The following is a 16,901-nucleotide window of genomic DNA, read 5'->3' on the forward strand; positions in this document are numbered from 1 at the left end:
ATGGCTATAGCATCTCGTACCGAAACCTTTTTGCAGAAGCTAAAACATACCGATTATTTTGTACAAGATCATAGAGTGCATCAAATCTGTACACTTCCTGGCGTGGTGCTACTTGATATGATCTATCGTCTCAGTTCTCATGCATTAGGAACTCAAGCTATAGAATTGCATAATGTAATATTCAAGCAACCTATCGTCACGTCAGAACAGTTCGATATTGAAATTTGGGTATCTTTTACAAATCATGGTCACTATACAGATGTAGTCGTATCCAGTCGCAAAGTTTATCATGCTAACGATAGTATAAAAGAGAACGATAAAGTGGTTAATATGGAATGTTCTCTTCATCCTATAACTACAAATCAGAGTGCTAGAACACAGATATCTATGCCTTTTCTAGATAAACAGCTAGTCAGTCAATGGGATATGGATAAAGTATATAGGTTAGCGCGCGATTCGGAGATTCATCATTATGATTTTATGAAAAATTCCGGCACTGTATATCAACAAGATGATAATGAATGGATGCATTTGCATATTAGCCCTGTAGCTACTCCATATATGAATAAATTTTATGCCCATGTCGCTTTGTTAGATGGTTCTACCTTTGCGGGGACATCGTTCCGTTGGGATGCACAGGGTAACGAGAAGTCAATGGAAGGATTCAAACCGTATATTCCATTTATGATTGAGCGATTTACCATTTATGATTCTTTTCCCGAGCAAATTTATACTCATACCGTAAGAACCAAAGAAGACCTTGTTGCAGATGCAGACATTATTAAGCGCGATATTTCCATTTATGATCATGAAGGTGGTCTTCTTGCATCATTTCAAAATCTTACTGCCAAACGAATTCGAGAATCTCAATTAATTACAGGATTAGTGAACGAATCATCTGGTTCTGTTGCTACTATTCACTCCAAAGTGGAAAAGGCAACTACTCTAGATAGCCATACATCAGAATCTCCACTCAAACAAATAGAACAATTTTTACAGTTACAATTAGCAGATATTTTGATGATTGACTCTAATCATATTGATCTTGAAACGGGTTTTTATGAATTAGGATTGGATTCGATTAAGTTACTGGAACTGGTTACTTTTTTAGAACAGTATCTCCAAATCGAATTATATCCAACGTTATTATTTGAATATTCTACTGTGGCTACATTAGCCGCGTATTTGAATGATCACTGGCAGGATACTTTTCTGCAAACTCTTTCTCAGTCCCAATCGTTAGCAGACCGTTCAGTATTAACAGACACGATAGATCCAGTTGAAAGTACAGCAGTTATCTATGAACCTGTATGGGAAGAAACTTTGATCTCAGAATCGCTTCCAACGGCAAGCAACGCTGTAGATCGAATCGTTATTTTGTATACTCCATCTCCAGAGTGGAAAAAAGTATTATCAGCTCATTCCCAAATAGAGCATATCGTTGTACTTCAACACAATAAGCAGTATACGATAGACTATCTACCTTCTCTGATCGAACAGATATTTACATTCATGCAACAACATGTACAAACCAATCGACACACGCCGACTTTCGTTCAAGTGATTGCGGATAATGGGGATACTACGGGAACGATTTGGGGATTAGAAGGATTGTTTAAAACAATTGCTCAAGAATATCCTTTGATTCAAAGTCAACTTATTTTGTTGGATGTGGCAGATGTATCGGATGCAGACCATATTGTACAGCGATTAGAGCAGGAATTTCATCAGGCTTCTACAGCTCTATCAAACAGTATTCATTATCAAGGGGATAGATTAGAACGACATATCAAATCGTTAAAAGAAGTTACGTTGTTACATGCTGACTCTAATGTTACTACTCAGCATTCTTTTCGTAATGGCGGTGTCTACCTAATTATTGGAGGAATGGGCGGTCTGGGATATGAGTTAGCCAAGCATATTGCAGATCATACGGATACAGTGCTCGTTCTAACAGGCAGATCTCCTTCAAGCGATTCATTATCTGTACAGTTAGAATCACTGCGCGCTAAGGGATCTGAAGCGATATATATCCAGACAGATATCACCAAACATGAAGAAGTCGAAAAAATGGTTGATCTGATTCTGGCAGAATACGCTACTATTAATGGCGTATTCTATTGTGCAGGTGTGATTCAAGATAAGTTATTGATTCAGAAATCAATCACTGAACTTCATCAGACGCTACAACCTAAAATTCAAGGATTTACTTATTTAGATCAAGTGCTATCTCAACAAGCTCTTGATTTTTTTGTTGTTTTCTCTTCTCTGTCTGCTGTAGTAGGCAATATCGGGCAATCTGATTATGCAGTAGCGAATGGATATATAGATCAACTGGTACTAGAACGTGCAATCAAAGTAAAACAAGGACAACGTTCTGGAAGCACGTATACAATCAACTGGCAATTATGGGAACAGGGTGGTATGCAGGTCAGTGATACTCATCGTCAATTCATGTATAAGTCTGGAGGAATGATCCCTTTACCAACAGATGTAGGGATGAATACGCTTGATCTGATTATGAAGTCGGATTCACCTCAATGGACTGTATTATACGGTGAATCTGAGCAAATTCGTTATCATATGCGGGAAAATCTAGCTCAGTCTCCTGTAATCTCGCAAAATCAAGATCTACCTACAAAAGAGAGTCAGACAGACAACCTAACAGACATCGCTATTATTGGTGTAGCCGGGCGCTATCCAGATGCCAATACGATCGACCAATTATATAAAAATTTAAAAGCAGGAAAAGATTCAATTACGTCGATTCCAGAACATCGCTGGGCTTCTAATCATAATGCGTATGCTGTAGAAGATTATTATCGTTACGGTAGTTTTGTAGATCGGATTGATGATTTTGATCCTTTATTTTTTAATATTTCTCCTTATCAAGCCGAACGAATGGACCCACAAGCACGATTGTTTTTGCAGACGGTATGGGAAGCATGTGAAGATGCAGGATTTGCTGTACATCGAAATCAACATGATTATTCAGCTTCCAGTAGTCGAAGTGTAGGCGTGTTTGCAGGAGTATTCTGGAATCATTATGAGTTGTATAGTGCAGAGATGTCACAGCAAGGTCAACCTTCTGCTTTTGGAACCAATGCAGCTTCTATAGCGAATATGGTATCGTATCATTTAAATTTTCATGGACCTTCAATGGCTCTGGACAGTATGTGTTCATCATCACTTACTGCTGTTCATCTTGCTTGTGAAAGTATCAAACGTGGCGAATGTCATTATGCTGTAGCCGGTGGAGTGAATTTGGTAACTCATCCTCATAAGTATATATTTTTGAAAGAAGCACAATTTTTATCTTCAGAAGGAAAGTGTAGAAGTTTTGGGAAAGATGGCGATGGATATGTTCCCGGAGAAGGCGTAGGCGCAGTGCTGATGACTTCTGTAGCTGAAGCTCAAAAGCAAGGTTATCCTATTTATGCTGTTATCAAAGGTTCAGCTCTTAATCATTCAGGAAGAACATCCGGTGCTACGGTTCCTGATCCAGTTGCACAATCAGAAGTGATATTAAATGCACTGGCAAGCGCTCATATCGATCCGTCTACATTAAGCTATATCGAGACTCATGGCACAGGAACTTCTTTAGGAGATCCGATAGAATTACAAGCGTTAGAACGTGCTTTTCGTCAAGCAGGTAGTACTGAGCAACAATTTTGTGCTATTGGTTCGCTCAAGTCCAATATAGGGCATTTAGAAGCTGCCGCAGGGATCGCAGGATTGACCAAATTAGTATTGCAATTTAAGTATAAAGAAATTTTCCCTTCTCTTCATGCCGAACCGTTGAATCCACTTATTCCTTTTGGATCAACGTCTTTTTATGTACAACATCAAGGAAAAGTGTGGGAGCGACCTACAATCACGAATGGTGGAGTTGCAAGTGAAATTCCTTTACGTGCAGGGATCAGTTCATTTGGAGCTAATGGAAGTAATGCTCATCTTATCGTAGAAGAGTATGTTCCTGTACCTGCACTCATGAAGCAGACAAACAGTATAAATGATCAACAGCCAGCGATTATTATTCCTTTATCTGCTCAGACTGAAGAACGACTGCAAGTCTATGCGCAAAAGTTACTAGATTTTGTACACACTGCGGACGAATCGTTAGACTTGCGCAACTTGGCATATACATTTCAATTAGGACGTACTGAAATGAAAGCTCGTGTTGCATTTAACATTGTAGATATAGCTGATCTCAAGCAACAATTACATGCTTTTAGACAACAAACGAATATCGATCATCCTCAGCAGACATTGATTCTACCTGCCGAGCAAGCAGATCGTGTTCTATTCATATCACAACTCGTAGCCCAACAGGAATGGAATACACTAGCTACTGCATGGGTACAAGGAGCCAAAATCGATTGGAAGATATTATATCAAGATCAAGTCGGTCAATTTATTCATGCGCCTACGTATCCATTTAGAAAAAATCGATATTGGATTCCAGACATTGATTCTTCTGGCTTAGCGAACGAGCAACGAATATCTACTAAACCACAAGTACCTTTGGAAGAAGTAGCTATATCTTCTTTACATGAACAACCTATTGAAGAGTATAGTTCAACAGATTCTTTATCGATAGTTGAAGAACATGTGAGTACATGGATAAAGACTACGGCTGCCAAAATACTCAAAGTTCAATTGATAGATATAGAGAATGATGTGGAGCTGAGTGAGTATGGATTTGACTCGATTTTATTTACACAATTAGCTGATCAATTCAATCATCAGTTACAGACCGATCTAACACCGGCTCACTTTTTCGAACAAACCACGATTCAACAAATTACAGCATTTTTAATCGATCAATATAGTACAGAAATAAAGCATTTCTTTAGTGAGGCGATAGAACAGCGTCATCGTTCAGCGAAGCCAAATAGCTCTAACTTATCAACATCGTCCAAACCAAAAGTATCGTCTAAACCAAAAATAAATTCAAACCAACAATCAGTCAGTTCTGTTTCATCTTCTTTATCTGTAGATCATCAAGAACCTATCGCTATTATCGGCATGAGTGCGAGGTTCCCGCAAGCGGAAGATGTAACTCAGTTTTGGGACAATCTTGTATCCGGGAAAGACTGCATTAGTGAGATTCCTTCTAATCGCTGGGATTGGAAAAAGCACTTTGGTGATCCTAATCAAAATAACTACAAAACCAATATTAAATGGGGAGGATTTATCGAAGGGATTGATGAATTTGATCCTTTATTTTTTGGTATTTCTCCTCGTGAAGCTGTGCATATGGATCCACAGCAACGGCTATTGATGATGTATGTCTGGAAAGCAATTGAAGATGCTGGATATGCCGCTTCAAGCTTAGCAGGTACACAGTTAGGTATATTTGTGGGAACAGGTAGCAGTGGCTATAACGTGATGATGGCACAAGCTAATGAAAATGTAGAAGCGTACTCTATTACAGCCAATGTACCTTCAGTAGGGCCAAATCGAATGAGTCATTTTTTAAATGTACATGGGCCGAGTCAACCGATTGAGACAGCGTGTTCCAGTTCATTAGTCGCTATTCACCGAGCGGTCAATGCTATCCGTAGCGGTGATTGCGATACCGCTGTAACAGGCGGAGTGAATACCATCTTGTCACTCGATGCACATATTAGTCTGAATAAAGCAGGCATGCTTAGTACAGATGGACGTTGCAAAACATTTTCTGCTCAAGCAGATGGGTATGCACGCGGAGAAGGTGTAGGGATGATCTTTTTGAAAAAGTTAACAGATGCCGAAGCAGATGGAGATCATATTTATGGCGTTATTCGCGGTAGTTATGAAAATCATGGAGGCAAAGCTGGTTCTCTGACAGCACCTAATCCCAAAGCACAGACTGCTTTGTTAAAAACAGCATTTGCGAGATCAGGTATTTCGCCAGACACGATTAGTTTTATTGAAACGCATGGTACAGGAACACCTCTAGGCGATCCGATAGAAATCAACACGTTAAAGTCAGCTTTTCAGACTTCAGGTGAAGAATCTACAGGGCTTGATCATTCTATCGGTTATTGTGGCATCGGTTCGGTAAAAACCAATATTGGACATTTGGAAATGGCAGCAGGAATCGCCGGGGTCATCAAAGTGTTATTACAAATGAAGCATCAAAAGCTAGTCAAAAGTCTTCATGCCGAAACTGTGAATCCGTATATCCATTTGGAAAATAGCCCTTTTTATATTGTGAATGCAACTCAAGATTGGCAACGGCTTAGAGATGAGAATGGACAAGAGATACCACGACGCGCAGGAATAAGCTCTTTTGGTTTTGGAGGTTCAAATGCTCATGTAGTACTTGAAGAATACACTCCTGAGATGTCTCCACATCATAATCAAAATGAATCTTCATATCATCCTGTAGTGTTCTTATTGTCTGCTATGACCAAAGAACGCTTGCAAGCACAGATTCAGCAGTGGATACAAGTGCTTCAACACAATGACTATACAGACGATCAGCTACCTGATATTGCTTATACACTTCAAGTAGGAAGAGAAGCATTTGAGATACGATTCGGATGTGTAGTGAGTTCAATCGATGAATTAAAAGAAAAGCTTCAGTCTTATATATCATCTGAACATCCAGTAGAAAATGTATACGAGGGCGATGCTTCAGCGCACAAATCATTTATTTCTTTGTTCAAAGCAGATGAAGAATTGTCTGAAGCTGTGTATAAATGGATACAACGCTCTAAATATCATAAACTGCTTGACGTGTGGACGAAGGGGCTTGATGTAAATTGGAGTGCAGGGTATGCAGAATCTCAACCACGACGACTAAGCTTACCTACGTATTCATTTTCCAAAGAGAAATATTGGGTGAAGGTATCATCGTCTCGTGCAAGAGAAGTTGAGTTACAAAATGAATACACAGGTACATTACAAAATCAAAAAGAAGCAGAAGAACATCTGACTATAGAGTCAACATTACCAAAAGTTAAAGCGAATTCTACTCTGTCTATACAACAGCAAATTACTACTATTTTGGCTGACTTGCTAGGAATAAAAGATACCTCTATACAAGTAGATGTACCTTTAGATCGTTATGGTATGAACTCTATTCTGATTTTACAAATGTTACAACGATTGCAGAGTCAGATTGATGAATCGATTCAATTAGAAGATATTATGGAGTGCGATACGATCGAAGAATTAATAGCTGCTCTGCCTACTGATTCTAGCCATATGAATACTCATTCGGATTCTATTGCCTATTCTGAGTTAATTCATTTAAATGCAGTGACTGTAGGACAGCCTATTTTTTGGATTCATGGTGGTACAGGTGGAGTTGAAGCTTATATAGAGTTAGCCAATCAACTGAACCGACCATTTTATGGTATTCAGGCTAAAGGCTATTCTAATGATGAGCCACCTCTGCAAAGTATGTATGCTATGGCTGCTTATTACACACGTATTATTCGGGATATTCAACCTGAAGGGCCATACGATATAGGAGGATATTCATTAGGAGGAGTATTAACGTATGAGATCGCTCGTATATTGCAGACTATGGAGCAAGAAGTATCTTCAATCATTATGATTGATTCTTTCTATCCTGATGATTCACATGTTCAATGGACAGCGGATCGTCCAGATCTATGGCAAATGCTTTATCCAAATGGGTCGAACGCTTCCAAAGAAAAATTTATAGAGACTTGTTATCGCTTAGAACAAGCTTATGAGTTAGATCAGTATAAGCCATTACCTTTACTGAATCCGCAATCTATTCGTAGTTATTATTTCCGTAATCAGAACGGTATTTTGGTAGACGATAATAGCATGAATCCTACAGATTACTGGCAGACATGGAAAACAATATTACCACATCTTCAGATGGTAGATATTGATGCAACTAATCATTTTGTGATGTTATCTGAACCCACATCGCTTCAACAGATTACAACAGCTATTCAATCTATTTATACACCGAATGATGTTCCTAATGCAGTGTCTTCTACAACCTTATAAATGATTTATAGCCTACGGTACCCTGTAAAGGAGGTGATGCAGAGAACCGGGGTATTTGTTGATTTTTCTTTTAAATGTATTGATTGTATTTGCTCTACAGAAAGTAACCCCATACGAAAATAAGAGGAGATGTTTGTAATGATGATCGGTATTATTTTAATTTTGCTATGTATGATTCGTGTTCCGTCTGCAATGATATCTGCACGTAATGAGAAACAAATCAAAGCCAATGGTGGAGTAGAGTACGGCATGAATAACAGTAAACTACTGATTGCCGTACAAGGATTAATCTATTTAGGATGTATCGTCTATGCTTTTGTCTATGATGTTCAGTTTAGCTGGCTTACGATTGTTGGACTGCTTGTGTATTTATTCTCTTTGGTTACACTGATGTATGTTATTCGTACACTTAGCCCTTTTTGGACATTCAAGTTGTACATTGCTAAAGACCACAAACTTGTTGAAAGTCCATTATTCAAGCATGTACGTCATCCTAATTACTATATGAATATTATTCCAGAACTGATTGGTTTTGCTCTGATTTCTCAAGCATGGGTAGTCTTTATTCCTTTATTTATTCTGCATCTTATTACATTGATTAACCGAATTTCATTAGAAGAGAAAGTGATGAAACAGACGTTCCAACAGTATTAAGACATAGTGAGTATGTATAAAATAAAAGACTTTTAGGAGGAATTGTAATGGAGAACAAAACAAGAGAGTATTTTTCCTGACTTAACTCAAGTGTCTGGTTTTACAACTAATGAAGAGAAATACGAACCTTTTGCATGGTATCAACAAATGCGACAAAATGAACCGGTATATTATGATGAAGGACAAGATGTATGGAATGTATTTAAGTATGACGATGTGAAAAGGGTCGCTGAAGACAAAGATTATTTCTCAAATGCTGTTTTACTGCCAGATATTATCAAAGATTCATTAATGGGACTCGATCAACCCAAGCATACACTTAACCGGGCATTGATTAATCGAGCATTCACACCAAAAGCTGTGATGTCCTGGATTCCCAAAATTGATCAAATTATCGCTGAACTGATGAATGCTATTGATGGTAAACAGCATATCGATATCGTGCAAGATTTTGCTTTCCCTCTGCCGATGATTATTATTTCAGAATTGCTTGGTATTCCTACAGAAGATCTTGAAAAGTTCAGAGCATGGGTGAGTACACTTACTGTAGCTCCGCAAGATAATACGATTGAGGAATATATGCGTATTGCACAGATTCAAGCAGAAGCCAGCCAGCAATTAATCGTTTATTTCCAGCATATTATAGAGGTCAAGCGTGCTCAACCAGAACAAGATATTATTTCGGATCTTATTCAAGCAGAAGAAAATGGATACAGGCTATCTCCTGAAGAATTGATGGGTAGTTGTGTCTTTTTGCTGATTGCAGGTAATGAAACTACAACCAGTCTGATCACTAACTCGATTTATTCTCTCAATCAAAACAATTTGTTCGGGACATTGCATACACAACCAGAACTTATTCCAACCACAGTGGAAGAAGTATTGCGATATCGTGCGCCGGTTCAACGTACAATTCGTAAAGTATCACAAGATACAGTGATCGGTGGGAAATCACTAAAAGCCGGTGATTATATCGCAAATTGGATCGGATCAGCGAACCGGGACGAAGATCATTTTGAACAAGCAGAATTATTTATTCCTAATCGACGCAATAATAAACATCTTTCATTCGGTAAAGGAATTCATGTTTGTTTGGGATCTCAATTAGCTCGCATTGAGTTAAAAGCAGCATTGACTGCTCTGATACAAAAGTATCCGAACATGAAAGTAAGTCCTAATTATCAAATTGATGTTGCCTATAGCAATATTTATAGCCTGAAAAATTTACCTGTGGAACTTGGACAAAGTACATAGGTTCTTTTTTTGCATAAAAAATGACTACTAACCAATTGAAATGAAATCCTTTCTTATTTTTATTTACTTTTGTATAATAAAAATGGTTTAATATGTAATTAATGTTCTGATTTAAAATTCATTTTATTGAGGAGGCATTATGAGTTGGTATACATTTTTCGTCCAAACCGGTAAAGAAGACCATATTAAAAAGCACATAGACCGACATTATGACGACAAGCAACTCAAATGCATGATACCCAAAAGGATAATACCCGAGAAACGTCAAGGTATTGTCAAAGATGAAGTGAAAGTATTATTTCCTGGTTATATTTTTGTAAAAACGAATATGATTCAAGATGTGTATCATTCGATCAAAACAACGCCTCATGTGTACTATTTGGTAGGTAGTTCTTCTTGTACTACAGCGAATACCAAAGAGTACTTTACCAAAATTCCTGAAAATCAAATGAATTGGTTACTTCAACTGTTTGGACAAAATCATATTATTGGTTATTCTGATATTATGGTATTGGATGAAAATGTTCATGTGATCTCAGGTCCTCTTATGGGAAAAGAAGCGATTATACGTAAAATTGATAAACGTAAAGGTAGAGCCAAAATTGAAGTGCAATTACTCAACGATATTCGACTTATTGATGTTGGAATCGAAATATTATCTCCATGATCGTAAGCTATCGAAAATGTTTTTGGATGTGAGCCAGATCACTTTATAAGGTGGTCTGGCTTTTTTTACATAGATTGCAGTATCGAGGATAAAGGTTTCATTATCGTTGTAGTTGGGGAATCAATCTTTGAGCATAGGTCTACTATAACGAGTGAAAGAAAGGATGTAATTTATTATGTCTGTCGATCCGCAAATTCAACAATTATTGAATATGATTAATCAATTTCAGATGCCTCCCTTTGAGACTATTTCTCCATCAGACTATCGTGATATGGAAAAGATGATGACGTTACCGTTTGCGACAAATAAAACAGAACTTTTTGAAATAAAAGATCAAACGATTCCTTTAAAAGATCGAGATATTGCTATTCGGATCTATCGACCAACCGCAGAGCAAGGACCGCGTCCGACGCTTGTCTTTTATCATGGTGGTGGATGGGTTGTAGGAAGTCTGGATTCTCATGATGAGATGTGTCGCCAGATTGCTCACGAATCCAGTTGTACTGTGATTTCTGTCGATTACCGCTTAGCACCTGAATACAAATTTCCGACCGCTGTATGGGATGCTTATGATGCATTAGTGTATCTGACAGAACATGCAGCAGAATTTCAGATAGATCCGATGCAGATTGCAGTAGGTGGAGATAGTGCAGGAGGTAATCTGGCTACTGTCGCTTGTATTATTGCGAAGCAAAGAGGCGGAGTACCTGCTATTCAATATCAATTGTTATACTATCCGTCTGTTGGGAATGAGAAAGAAACAGATTCGTATCGTGATAATCAAAAAGGGTATTTGTTAACAGCCGATATGATGGAGTGGTTCCGCAAACATTACTTTAATACAGAAGAAGAAAGCCAGCATGTATATGCGGCACCGATATTATATGAAGACTTGAGCGGCTTGCCACCAGCGATGATTATTACAGCTGAATATGATCCTTTGCGAGACGGTGGAGCAGCCTATGCCAAAAAGTTGCAAGAACAAGGTGTAGCTGTAGAATATATGTGTTACGAAGGTATGATTCATGGATTTATGAGTATGCCTCAAATTGATAAAGCCAAAGCAGGCGTACTAAAAGGTGCAGAAGCATTAAAACGCATTTTTAATCTAAGCTAGACATAAGTATATAATGATAAAAAAAGTAGATATTCCGGAATAAACAGCTACACAACACATAAAACCCCGCATCCTTGAATATCAAGAGTGTGGGGTTTTACGTGTTATTTTGAATATACAATTAACTTTTTCCTCCTGAAACAATCCTCCTGCGTGACATGGCACATACTTTCATATTTTCCATGTTGCCGATTATTAGGTCTTCACCATTTCAATAATCGTTTGTACTAATTGTTATACTTATTTGATAATTACTGTAATACTTTGTTCGCCTTACCTCCAAACTTTACGTAAAGGAGATAGCGATATCCGTTCCTCCAATCTTCAAGTTTTGGAGAACTTCATTAAATCGATCCGGCTTCCATCCATACTCATGTCGCTAATGATTTCCCGTATACCCACGATCTCACGAAAAACGTTTTCACTGACGCTTTTCTTGCGTGTTATCGATTCTAGTATACTTCGCTAACATTTTCCAACGGAATCCTGCTCCCTTCCTGTAGATCTTAACTACTAATACAGAAATGAGACTATCACCTGATTGATGCTTGTTTGTTGCTTATGTGGTTCAGCACCTCTTGGTGATGTCTATATAATAAACCTATCTTTTCAAAAGTTAAAGGGGAGTAAAGTTTGTTTTCGGACTGTAAAATGGAGTCTGGATCACTGAGGTCACACATGCTTGATTTCGCTTACATTTACTGTTTATTTGTAGCTTTTTTATTGATTTTATATATAGGAAAGTTGAATTTAAAATGAAATAAAGTTAGACTTGTAAAGGTTCATTTTATTTCAGATTACATCGAACTAAGACTACATTAGATTTTATTAGGAGGATCAACATGTCAGACTTATTTATATTTGGATTATTTGAAAGAACACGTAAAAGTATTCTTGGCTATACGGCGGAGTTGACTCCAGAACAACGTTCTATTGTTCCAACCGGATTTAATAATAATATTCACTGGCAACTGGGACATGTTATTGTTATCGCAGATGCGATTGTACTTGGTTTCGCTGGTCACGCGTCTCAAATACCTGCGGAGTACAGAACCTTTTTTGGACCAGGAACCAAGCCTGCGGACTGGACAACTGAAGCGCCAGCATGGGAAGAGTTGCTTGATGTATTTGCAAAACAAACACAATCGTTACGTGAAACGTTTGCTGGTCAGACAAATGAACCTGTTGCGAATAAAGAAAACTTTGCCAAAGCAGAAACAGTTGGCAATCTACTGGAATTGAACACTATGCATGAAAGTTCACATTCTGGTATGATCAACGCGATGTCTCGCCTTGTTAAACAATCTTAATTAAACTTATATACCAAGTAAAAGAGGAGTATAGCATATGTTGCTGTACTCCTTTTTTTGCTGCGCTAGATTGAACTAGATGATGAGATAACGATAAGATTGACTATCGCTATAAAATAACGTAATATTCGAATTAATTGGAATATAATTACATAAAATAAAATATTATAGAGGTGATTTGATTGGCAAAGTATTATCCATTACCTTTATCTACTTATTATAATAACAACGGATTTAGTTATGAATTAGAACAACGAATTGGCAATTTTACGACATTCGGTTCGTCCTATCCTGGAGATGAAATACCTAACCAAACAGATGTAATTATTGAAGAAATTCCATTTTTATTTCCCGATGCTCAATCGACTTTTAATAATATCGAATTGGAAAATCAACAATTGGATATTCCAGCCGACTATTATACAGCTATGTTTATTTTAGGTGCGGCGGATAATGGATCTTATGAAGAAGATATTGAATACTATTTGAATGATACGTTAGTAGAGCAGATGTCTCTCGCTTTGACCAATTGGACAGATCATATGCCTAAATATCAAGAACAAGTAGTGTATCGCTGTAGTGGCATTTACACCCAAAAGGGAGCACTCTTAACAAGCAAACAGACAACGATCTGGTTGCAAACGTTATCATTTGAACATCCTCTTCATATGAACAGGATCATATTGCCGGATAATCCTTGTATGCATATATTCTCGATAACATTACAAAAAGGAGAATAGACATGAATATGCAGCCACGACCTGAACCTAAAGACGGTGAAGATTGTTTTACCTTATGTGTAAGCAGTATTCTAGCCTATCAAAATGTGTCCGAGTTTTGCAGTGTCTGGAAACAATGTGGGATCGTTTACACGGAACCGAAAGAAGAAGGGCAAGGTCGATTATCTCCAATCTATATGGCTACCGAGAATGATTTACAATGGATTCACCGGATTAAGCTTCAGATCTATCGTGAAAATGATAAAACAGCAGTCGTACAACATATCAAGCAACTGCTTATTCAAGGAGAGCCTGTTATTGTCTGGCTGGATGTTTTTGATATGAAATATAATTCATTGTACCAACTACGTCACTTTGCTCATTGTTTGTTATTAGTAGGGTATGCAGATGAACAATTTGAATTTATTGATGAATTTTACCATCTCAAAGATACGATTGATGAACAGACATTAATCAATGCGCTTGATCTTAGGCAGACAGAAATGATTGAAGAAGGAACTCATTATGTCTATAATGTGGTGGATAGTACTCAAGCAACTATAGAAGTAACCGAAAAAGATATTCACGATGTAATCCAAATGAATCTGAACGTTATGCAAAGTAAGTATTTGCATATGATTACAACAGATCATGGACAACCTGTAAGCAGTGCTTATACTGGATTACAAGCGCTGGAGCGGTATATTGATCATGTTCATAACTGTTTAGCAGATATCACTATGCTGACAGATGAATATGTAGAGCAGATGTATCAAGATCTATCCCGAATGAGCAATAATCGATATTTGTTCACTTATTTTCTAGAGCAAGGTATATCTTATGATGTATCGTTAGAACGGTTGATCGAAAAGTATCAATATGTAGCACAACGCTGGAAATTAGTCTCTAACATGGCACTAAAAAGTCAGTATGTAGAAGGCGAAAAGCGGCAACAAATGGTAGAGCGAATCTGGAGCAAATTACAAAGTATTCGTCAGCTAGAGCAAGAACTTGTCGAATACAATCAATTGATGATAGAAAAAAAGGATCAAAAGATAGAAATGGAGTATTGATGAATGACGTATAGAGTGGCGATCTGTGATGATGATCAGCAGCAAAGAGAACTTGTCCAACATATGTTGATGACATTATCTATGAAAACCAGTATCGATTTTGAGATCGACTATTTTGAATCTGGTGAATCATTAGTCTCTTATTATGAGAATAACCAACAACCTTTTCATATTTTGATTTTGGATATAGAAATGGGTGGTATTAACGGAATCCAGACAGCTCAGAAGATTAGAGACCTCAAACATCTGGATGAACAAATTGTGTTTCTTACCAGTTATCCAGATTATATGATCGAAAGCTTTGATGTAGTGACTTTTCAGTATTTACTCAAGCCAATTGCTGTGTCTACGTTTGAAGAAAAGATTCTCAAAGTTTGTCAATATTTTCAGTCGTTAGATAAACGAATTTTGATTATCAAATCAGATTATGAAGAAGTTGTATTGAAATACGACGATATTATTTCGATTGAAGCTGTCAAAAGTTTAACGATGAAAAACAAACTGCATGTTGTCACTCTTCAGCAGACTCACACAACCAAAGGCATTATTTCTAACTATGCTACTGCATTAAAACAATATCATTTTTTACAAATTCATCGTTCTATTATTATCAACTTGCTTCATGTTAAAAAGTTTGCAGGAGGCATGGTTCTAATGTCTAATGGAGTAGAGCTACCGATTGGACGTTCCAAAGTAAAAGAAGTTAAAGACGTGTATACCAAATTTATGATTACAGGTATGTATGAATAGATGGAAACTCAACTATTATTGCTGAATGCTTGTATTGTACTGGTGATGGGATTTCAAATTAATTTTTATTTCAATGCTGTTTTTGGCAAAGGACACCGCGGCTCTAATCATTGGGTGTATTTGATCTTATTTGGTGTGCTTGATTTCTTTTATTTAAATTCATATACATCTTCTGTATTTTCTTCAGTGTTGGCTTTGATCGTTATTTTTGTATTATCGATTCCTTACCAGACTGAACTAAAGAAGAAGATTGTTTTTTCGATTTTGTACGCAGTTTTACTCACATTAGTTAATTTTATTTCACTGTACATTTTGTATCCATTTAATGCTACCGATCTAGGAACTTCTAATCCTGTGGCTATTGAAGAGTATGTTATTTTATCCAAAAGCATACTGCTAAGTTGCTTAATCATGTTTGTGATTATTCTGATTATTCGATTTATTGTGAAGCGTAGAAGTTTTCCTTTGCATTATCGATATTATCTACTTTTCCTTACGATCCCGGCGATTAGTATTTATCAGGTCAATGTATTGTCAATGTATAGTGAAAGGAATGTGTATTACTTTATCTCGATTTTTAGCTTTCTTTTTTTGAATGTATTTATTATTTATATATTAGATAATATGATCGAGAAATTTCAATTGATGCACGAAAATATACAATTGCAAGATCAGATGGATTATCAAGATGCGAATTATGAGAAAACTGTGCATAGCTTTAAGCAGATTAAGCGAATTATTCATGATACCCATCAACAATTTCTGTATATCGAACAATGTATCGAAAAAAATGAGTTAGATGAAGCTAAAAAGCATATCCAAACCACGCTAAATAAGGTTGAGGATGCTTATCAGCGGGTGAACACAGGCAATCTGGTTGTAGATGCGTTAGTGACCAATGCGCTTAATATCGGTCAAGCCAATGGCATTCAGATCGATACACAACTGCAACTGTATTCTCAACATATCCAGATTGAACGGTATGATCTCTGTGTAGTGCTAGGTAATATGTTAGACAATGCTATTGAAGCTTCCAAAAAGATCAATATCGCTGAAGATCGTTATATATTGATCAAGATCCAATCGACGGATTCCCACCTTTCTATTCATATTTTGAATCATATGGTACAAGGTGCAGGGCAGGTGCAAAGCCAAAAATCGAATCTAGAGTTTCATGGAATCGGACTGACGAATATTGATCGAATCTGTAATAAATACGGTGGGAATATGACAATCGAACGAAAACACCAAGTTTTTAATAATATGGTTATTCTGCCTTTTCAATAAAAAAAGTACACAACCAACAATCTCTCATGTCGTTGAGGGATTGTTTTTTTCGTTTCAGCCCTTTTTGAAGAGGATTCGACTATTTCCATG

Annotated in this window: 9 protein-coding genes and 3 pseudogenes; all 12 read left to right on the top strand. The window is 37.1% G+C overall.

Annotated features, from left to right (window positions below):
* Positions 1-4,806: pseudogene (locus QE450_RS23620) on the top strand (SDR family NAD(P)-dependent oxidoreductase); the annotation flags it as partial.
* Positions 4,807-5,007: 201 nt separating this feature from the next.
* Positions 5,008-6,582 (top strand): annotated as a pseudogene (locus QE450_RS23625) (type I polyketide synthase); the annotation flags it as partial.
* 408 nt (positions 6,583-6,990) lie between these two features.
* Positions 6,991-7,980, top strand: a pseudogene (locus QE450_RS23630) (thioesterase domain-containing protein); the annotation flags it as partial.
* A 138-nt stretch (positions 7,981-8,118) separates the two neighbouring features.
* Positions 8,119-8,634, top strand: a complete 516-nt coding sequence (locus tag QE450_RS07970) for an isoprenylcysteine carboxylmethyltransferase family protein (RefSeq protein ID WP_273616150.1) — start codon at positions 8,119-8,121, stop codon at positions 8,632-8,634.
* Positions 8,635-8,724: 90 nt separating this feature from the next.
* Positions 8,725-9,888: a cytochrome P450 gene (locus QE450_RS07975; protein ID WP_307298330.1), complete on the top strand. Its 1,164-nt coding sequence runs from the start codon at positions 8,725-8,727 to the stop codon at positions 9,886-9,888.
* A 139-nt stretch (positions 9,889-10,027) separates the two neighbouring features.
* Complete coding sequence (loaP, locus tag QE450_RS07980; RefSeq protein ID WP_307298332.1) at positions 10,028-10,555, top strand: antiterminator LoaP; 528 nt, start codon at positions 10,028-10,030, stop codon at positions 10,553-10,555.
* Between the two features lie 175 nt (positions 10,556-10,730).
* Complete coding sequence (locus QE450_RS07985; RefSeq protein ID WP_307298334.1) at positions 10,731-11,672, top strand: alpha/beta hydrolase; 942 nt, start codon at positions 10,731-10,733, stop codon at positions 11,670-11,672.
* An 842-nt stretch (positions 11,673-12,514) separates the two neighbouring features.
* Entirely contained in the window at positions 12,515-12,982 is a 468-nt protein-coding gene (locus QE450_RS07990; protein WP_301262255.1) for a DinB family protein, read from the top strand.
* A gap of 182 nt (positions 12,983-13,164) precedes the next feature.
* Entirely contained in the window at positions 13,165-13,722 is a 558-nt protein-coding gene (locus tag QE450_RS07995) for a hypothetical protein (RefSeq protein WP_307298336.1), read from the top strand.
* Between the two features lie 2 nt (positions 13,723-13,724).
* Positions 13,725-14,774, top strand: a complete 1,050-nt coding sequence (locus QE450_RS08000; RefSeq protein WP_307298338.1) for a BtrH N-terminal domain-containing protein — start codon at positions 13,725-13,727, stop codon at positions 14,772-14,774.
* Between the two features lie 3 nt (positions 14,775-14,777).
* Positions 14,778-15,524: a LytR/AlgR family response regulator transcription factor gene (locus tag QE450_RS08005; RefSeq protein ID WP_273616157.1), complete on the top strand. Its 747-nt coding sequence runs from the start codon at positions 14,778-14,780 to the stop codon at positions 15,522-15,524.
* Positions 15,525-16,811 carry a sensor histidine kinase gene (locus QE450_RS08010; protein WP_307298341.1) on the top strand — a complete coding sequence of 429 codons (1,287 nt, stop codon included), beginning with the start codon at positions 15,525-15,527 and terminating at the stop codon, positions 16,809-16,811. It abuts the gene before it with no gap.
* The last annotated feature ends 90 nt before the right edge of the window (positions 16,812-16,901 follow it).

The organism is Paenibacillus sp. SORGH_AS_0306 (assembly GCF_030819345.1).
GTDB lineage: Bacteria > Bacillota > Bacilli > Paenibacillales > Paenibacillaceae > Saccharibacillus > Saccharibacillus kyungheensis.

Excerpts from the sequence above, each read along its gene's own strand:
- QE450_RS07985 (WP_307298334.1), top strand. The coding sequence starts at position 10,731 with ATGTCTGTCGATCCGCAAATTCAACAATTATTGAATATGATTAATCAA.
- QE450_RS08010 (WP_307298341.1), top strand. The coding sequence starts at position 15,525 with ATGGAAACTCAACTATTATTGCTGAATGCTTGTATTGTACTGGTGATG.
- QE450_RS08005 (WP_273616157.1), top strand. The coding sequence starts at position 14,778 with ATGACGTATAGAGTGGCGATCTGTGATGATGATCAGCAGCAAAGAGAA.
- QE450_RS07990 (WP_301262255.1), top strand. The coding sequence starts at position 12,515 with ATGTCAGACTTATTTATATTTGGATTATTTGAAAGAACACGTAAAAGT.
- loaP (WP_307298332.1), top strand. The coding sequence starts at position 10,028 with ATGAGTTGGTATACATTTTTCGTCCAAACCGGTAAAGAAGACCATATT.
- QE450_RS08000 (WP_307298338.1), top strand. The coding sequence starts at position 13,725 with ATGAATATGCAGCCACGACCTGAACCTAAAGACGGTGAAGATTGTTTT.
- QE450_RS07970 (WP_273616150.1), top strand. The coding sequence starts at position 8,119 with ATGATGATCGGTATTATTTTAATTTTGCTATGTATGATTCGTGTTCCG.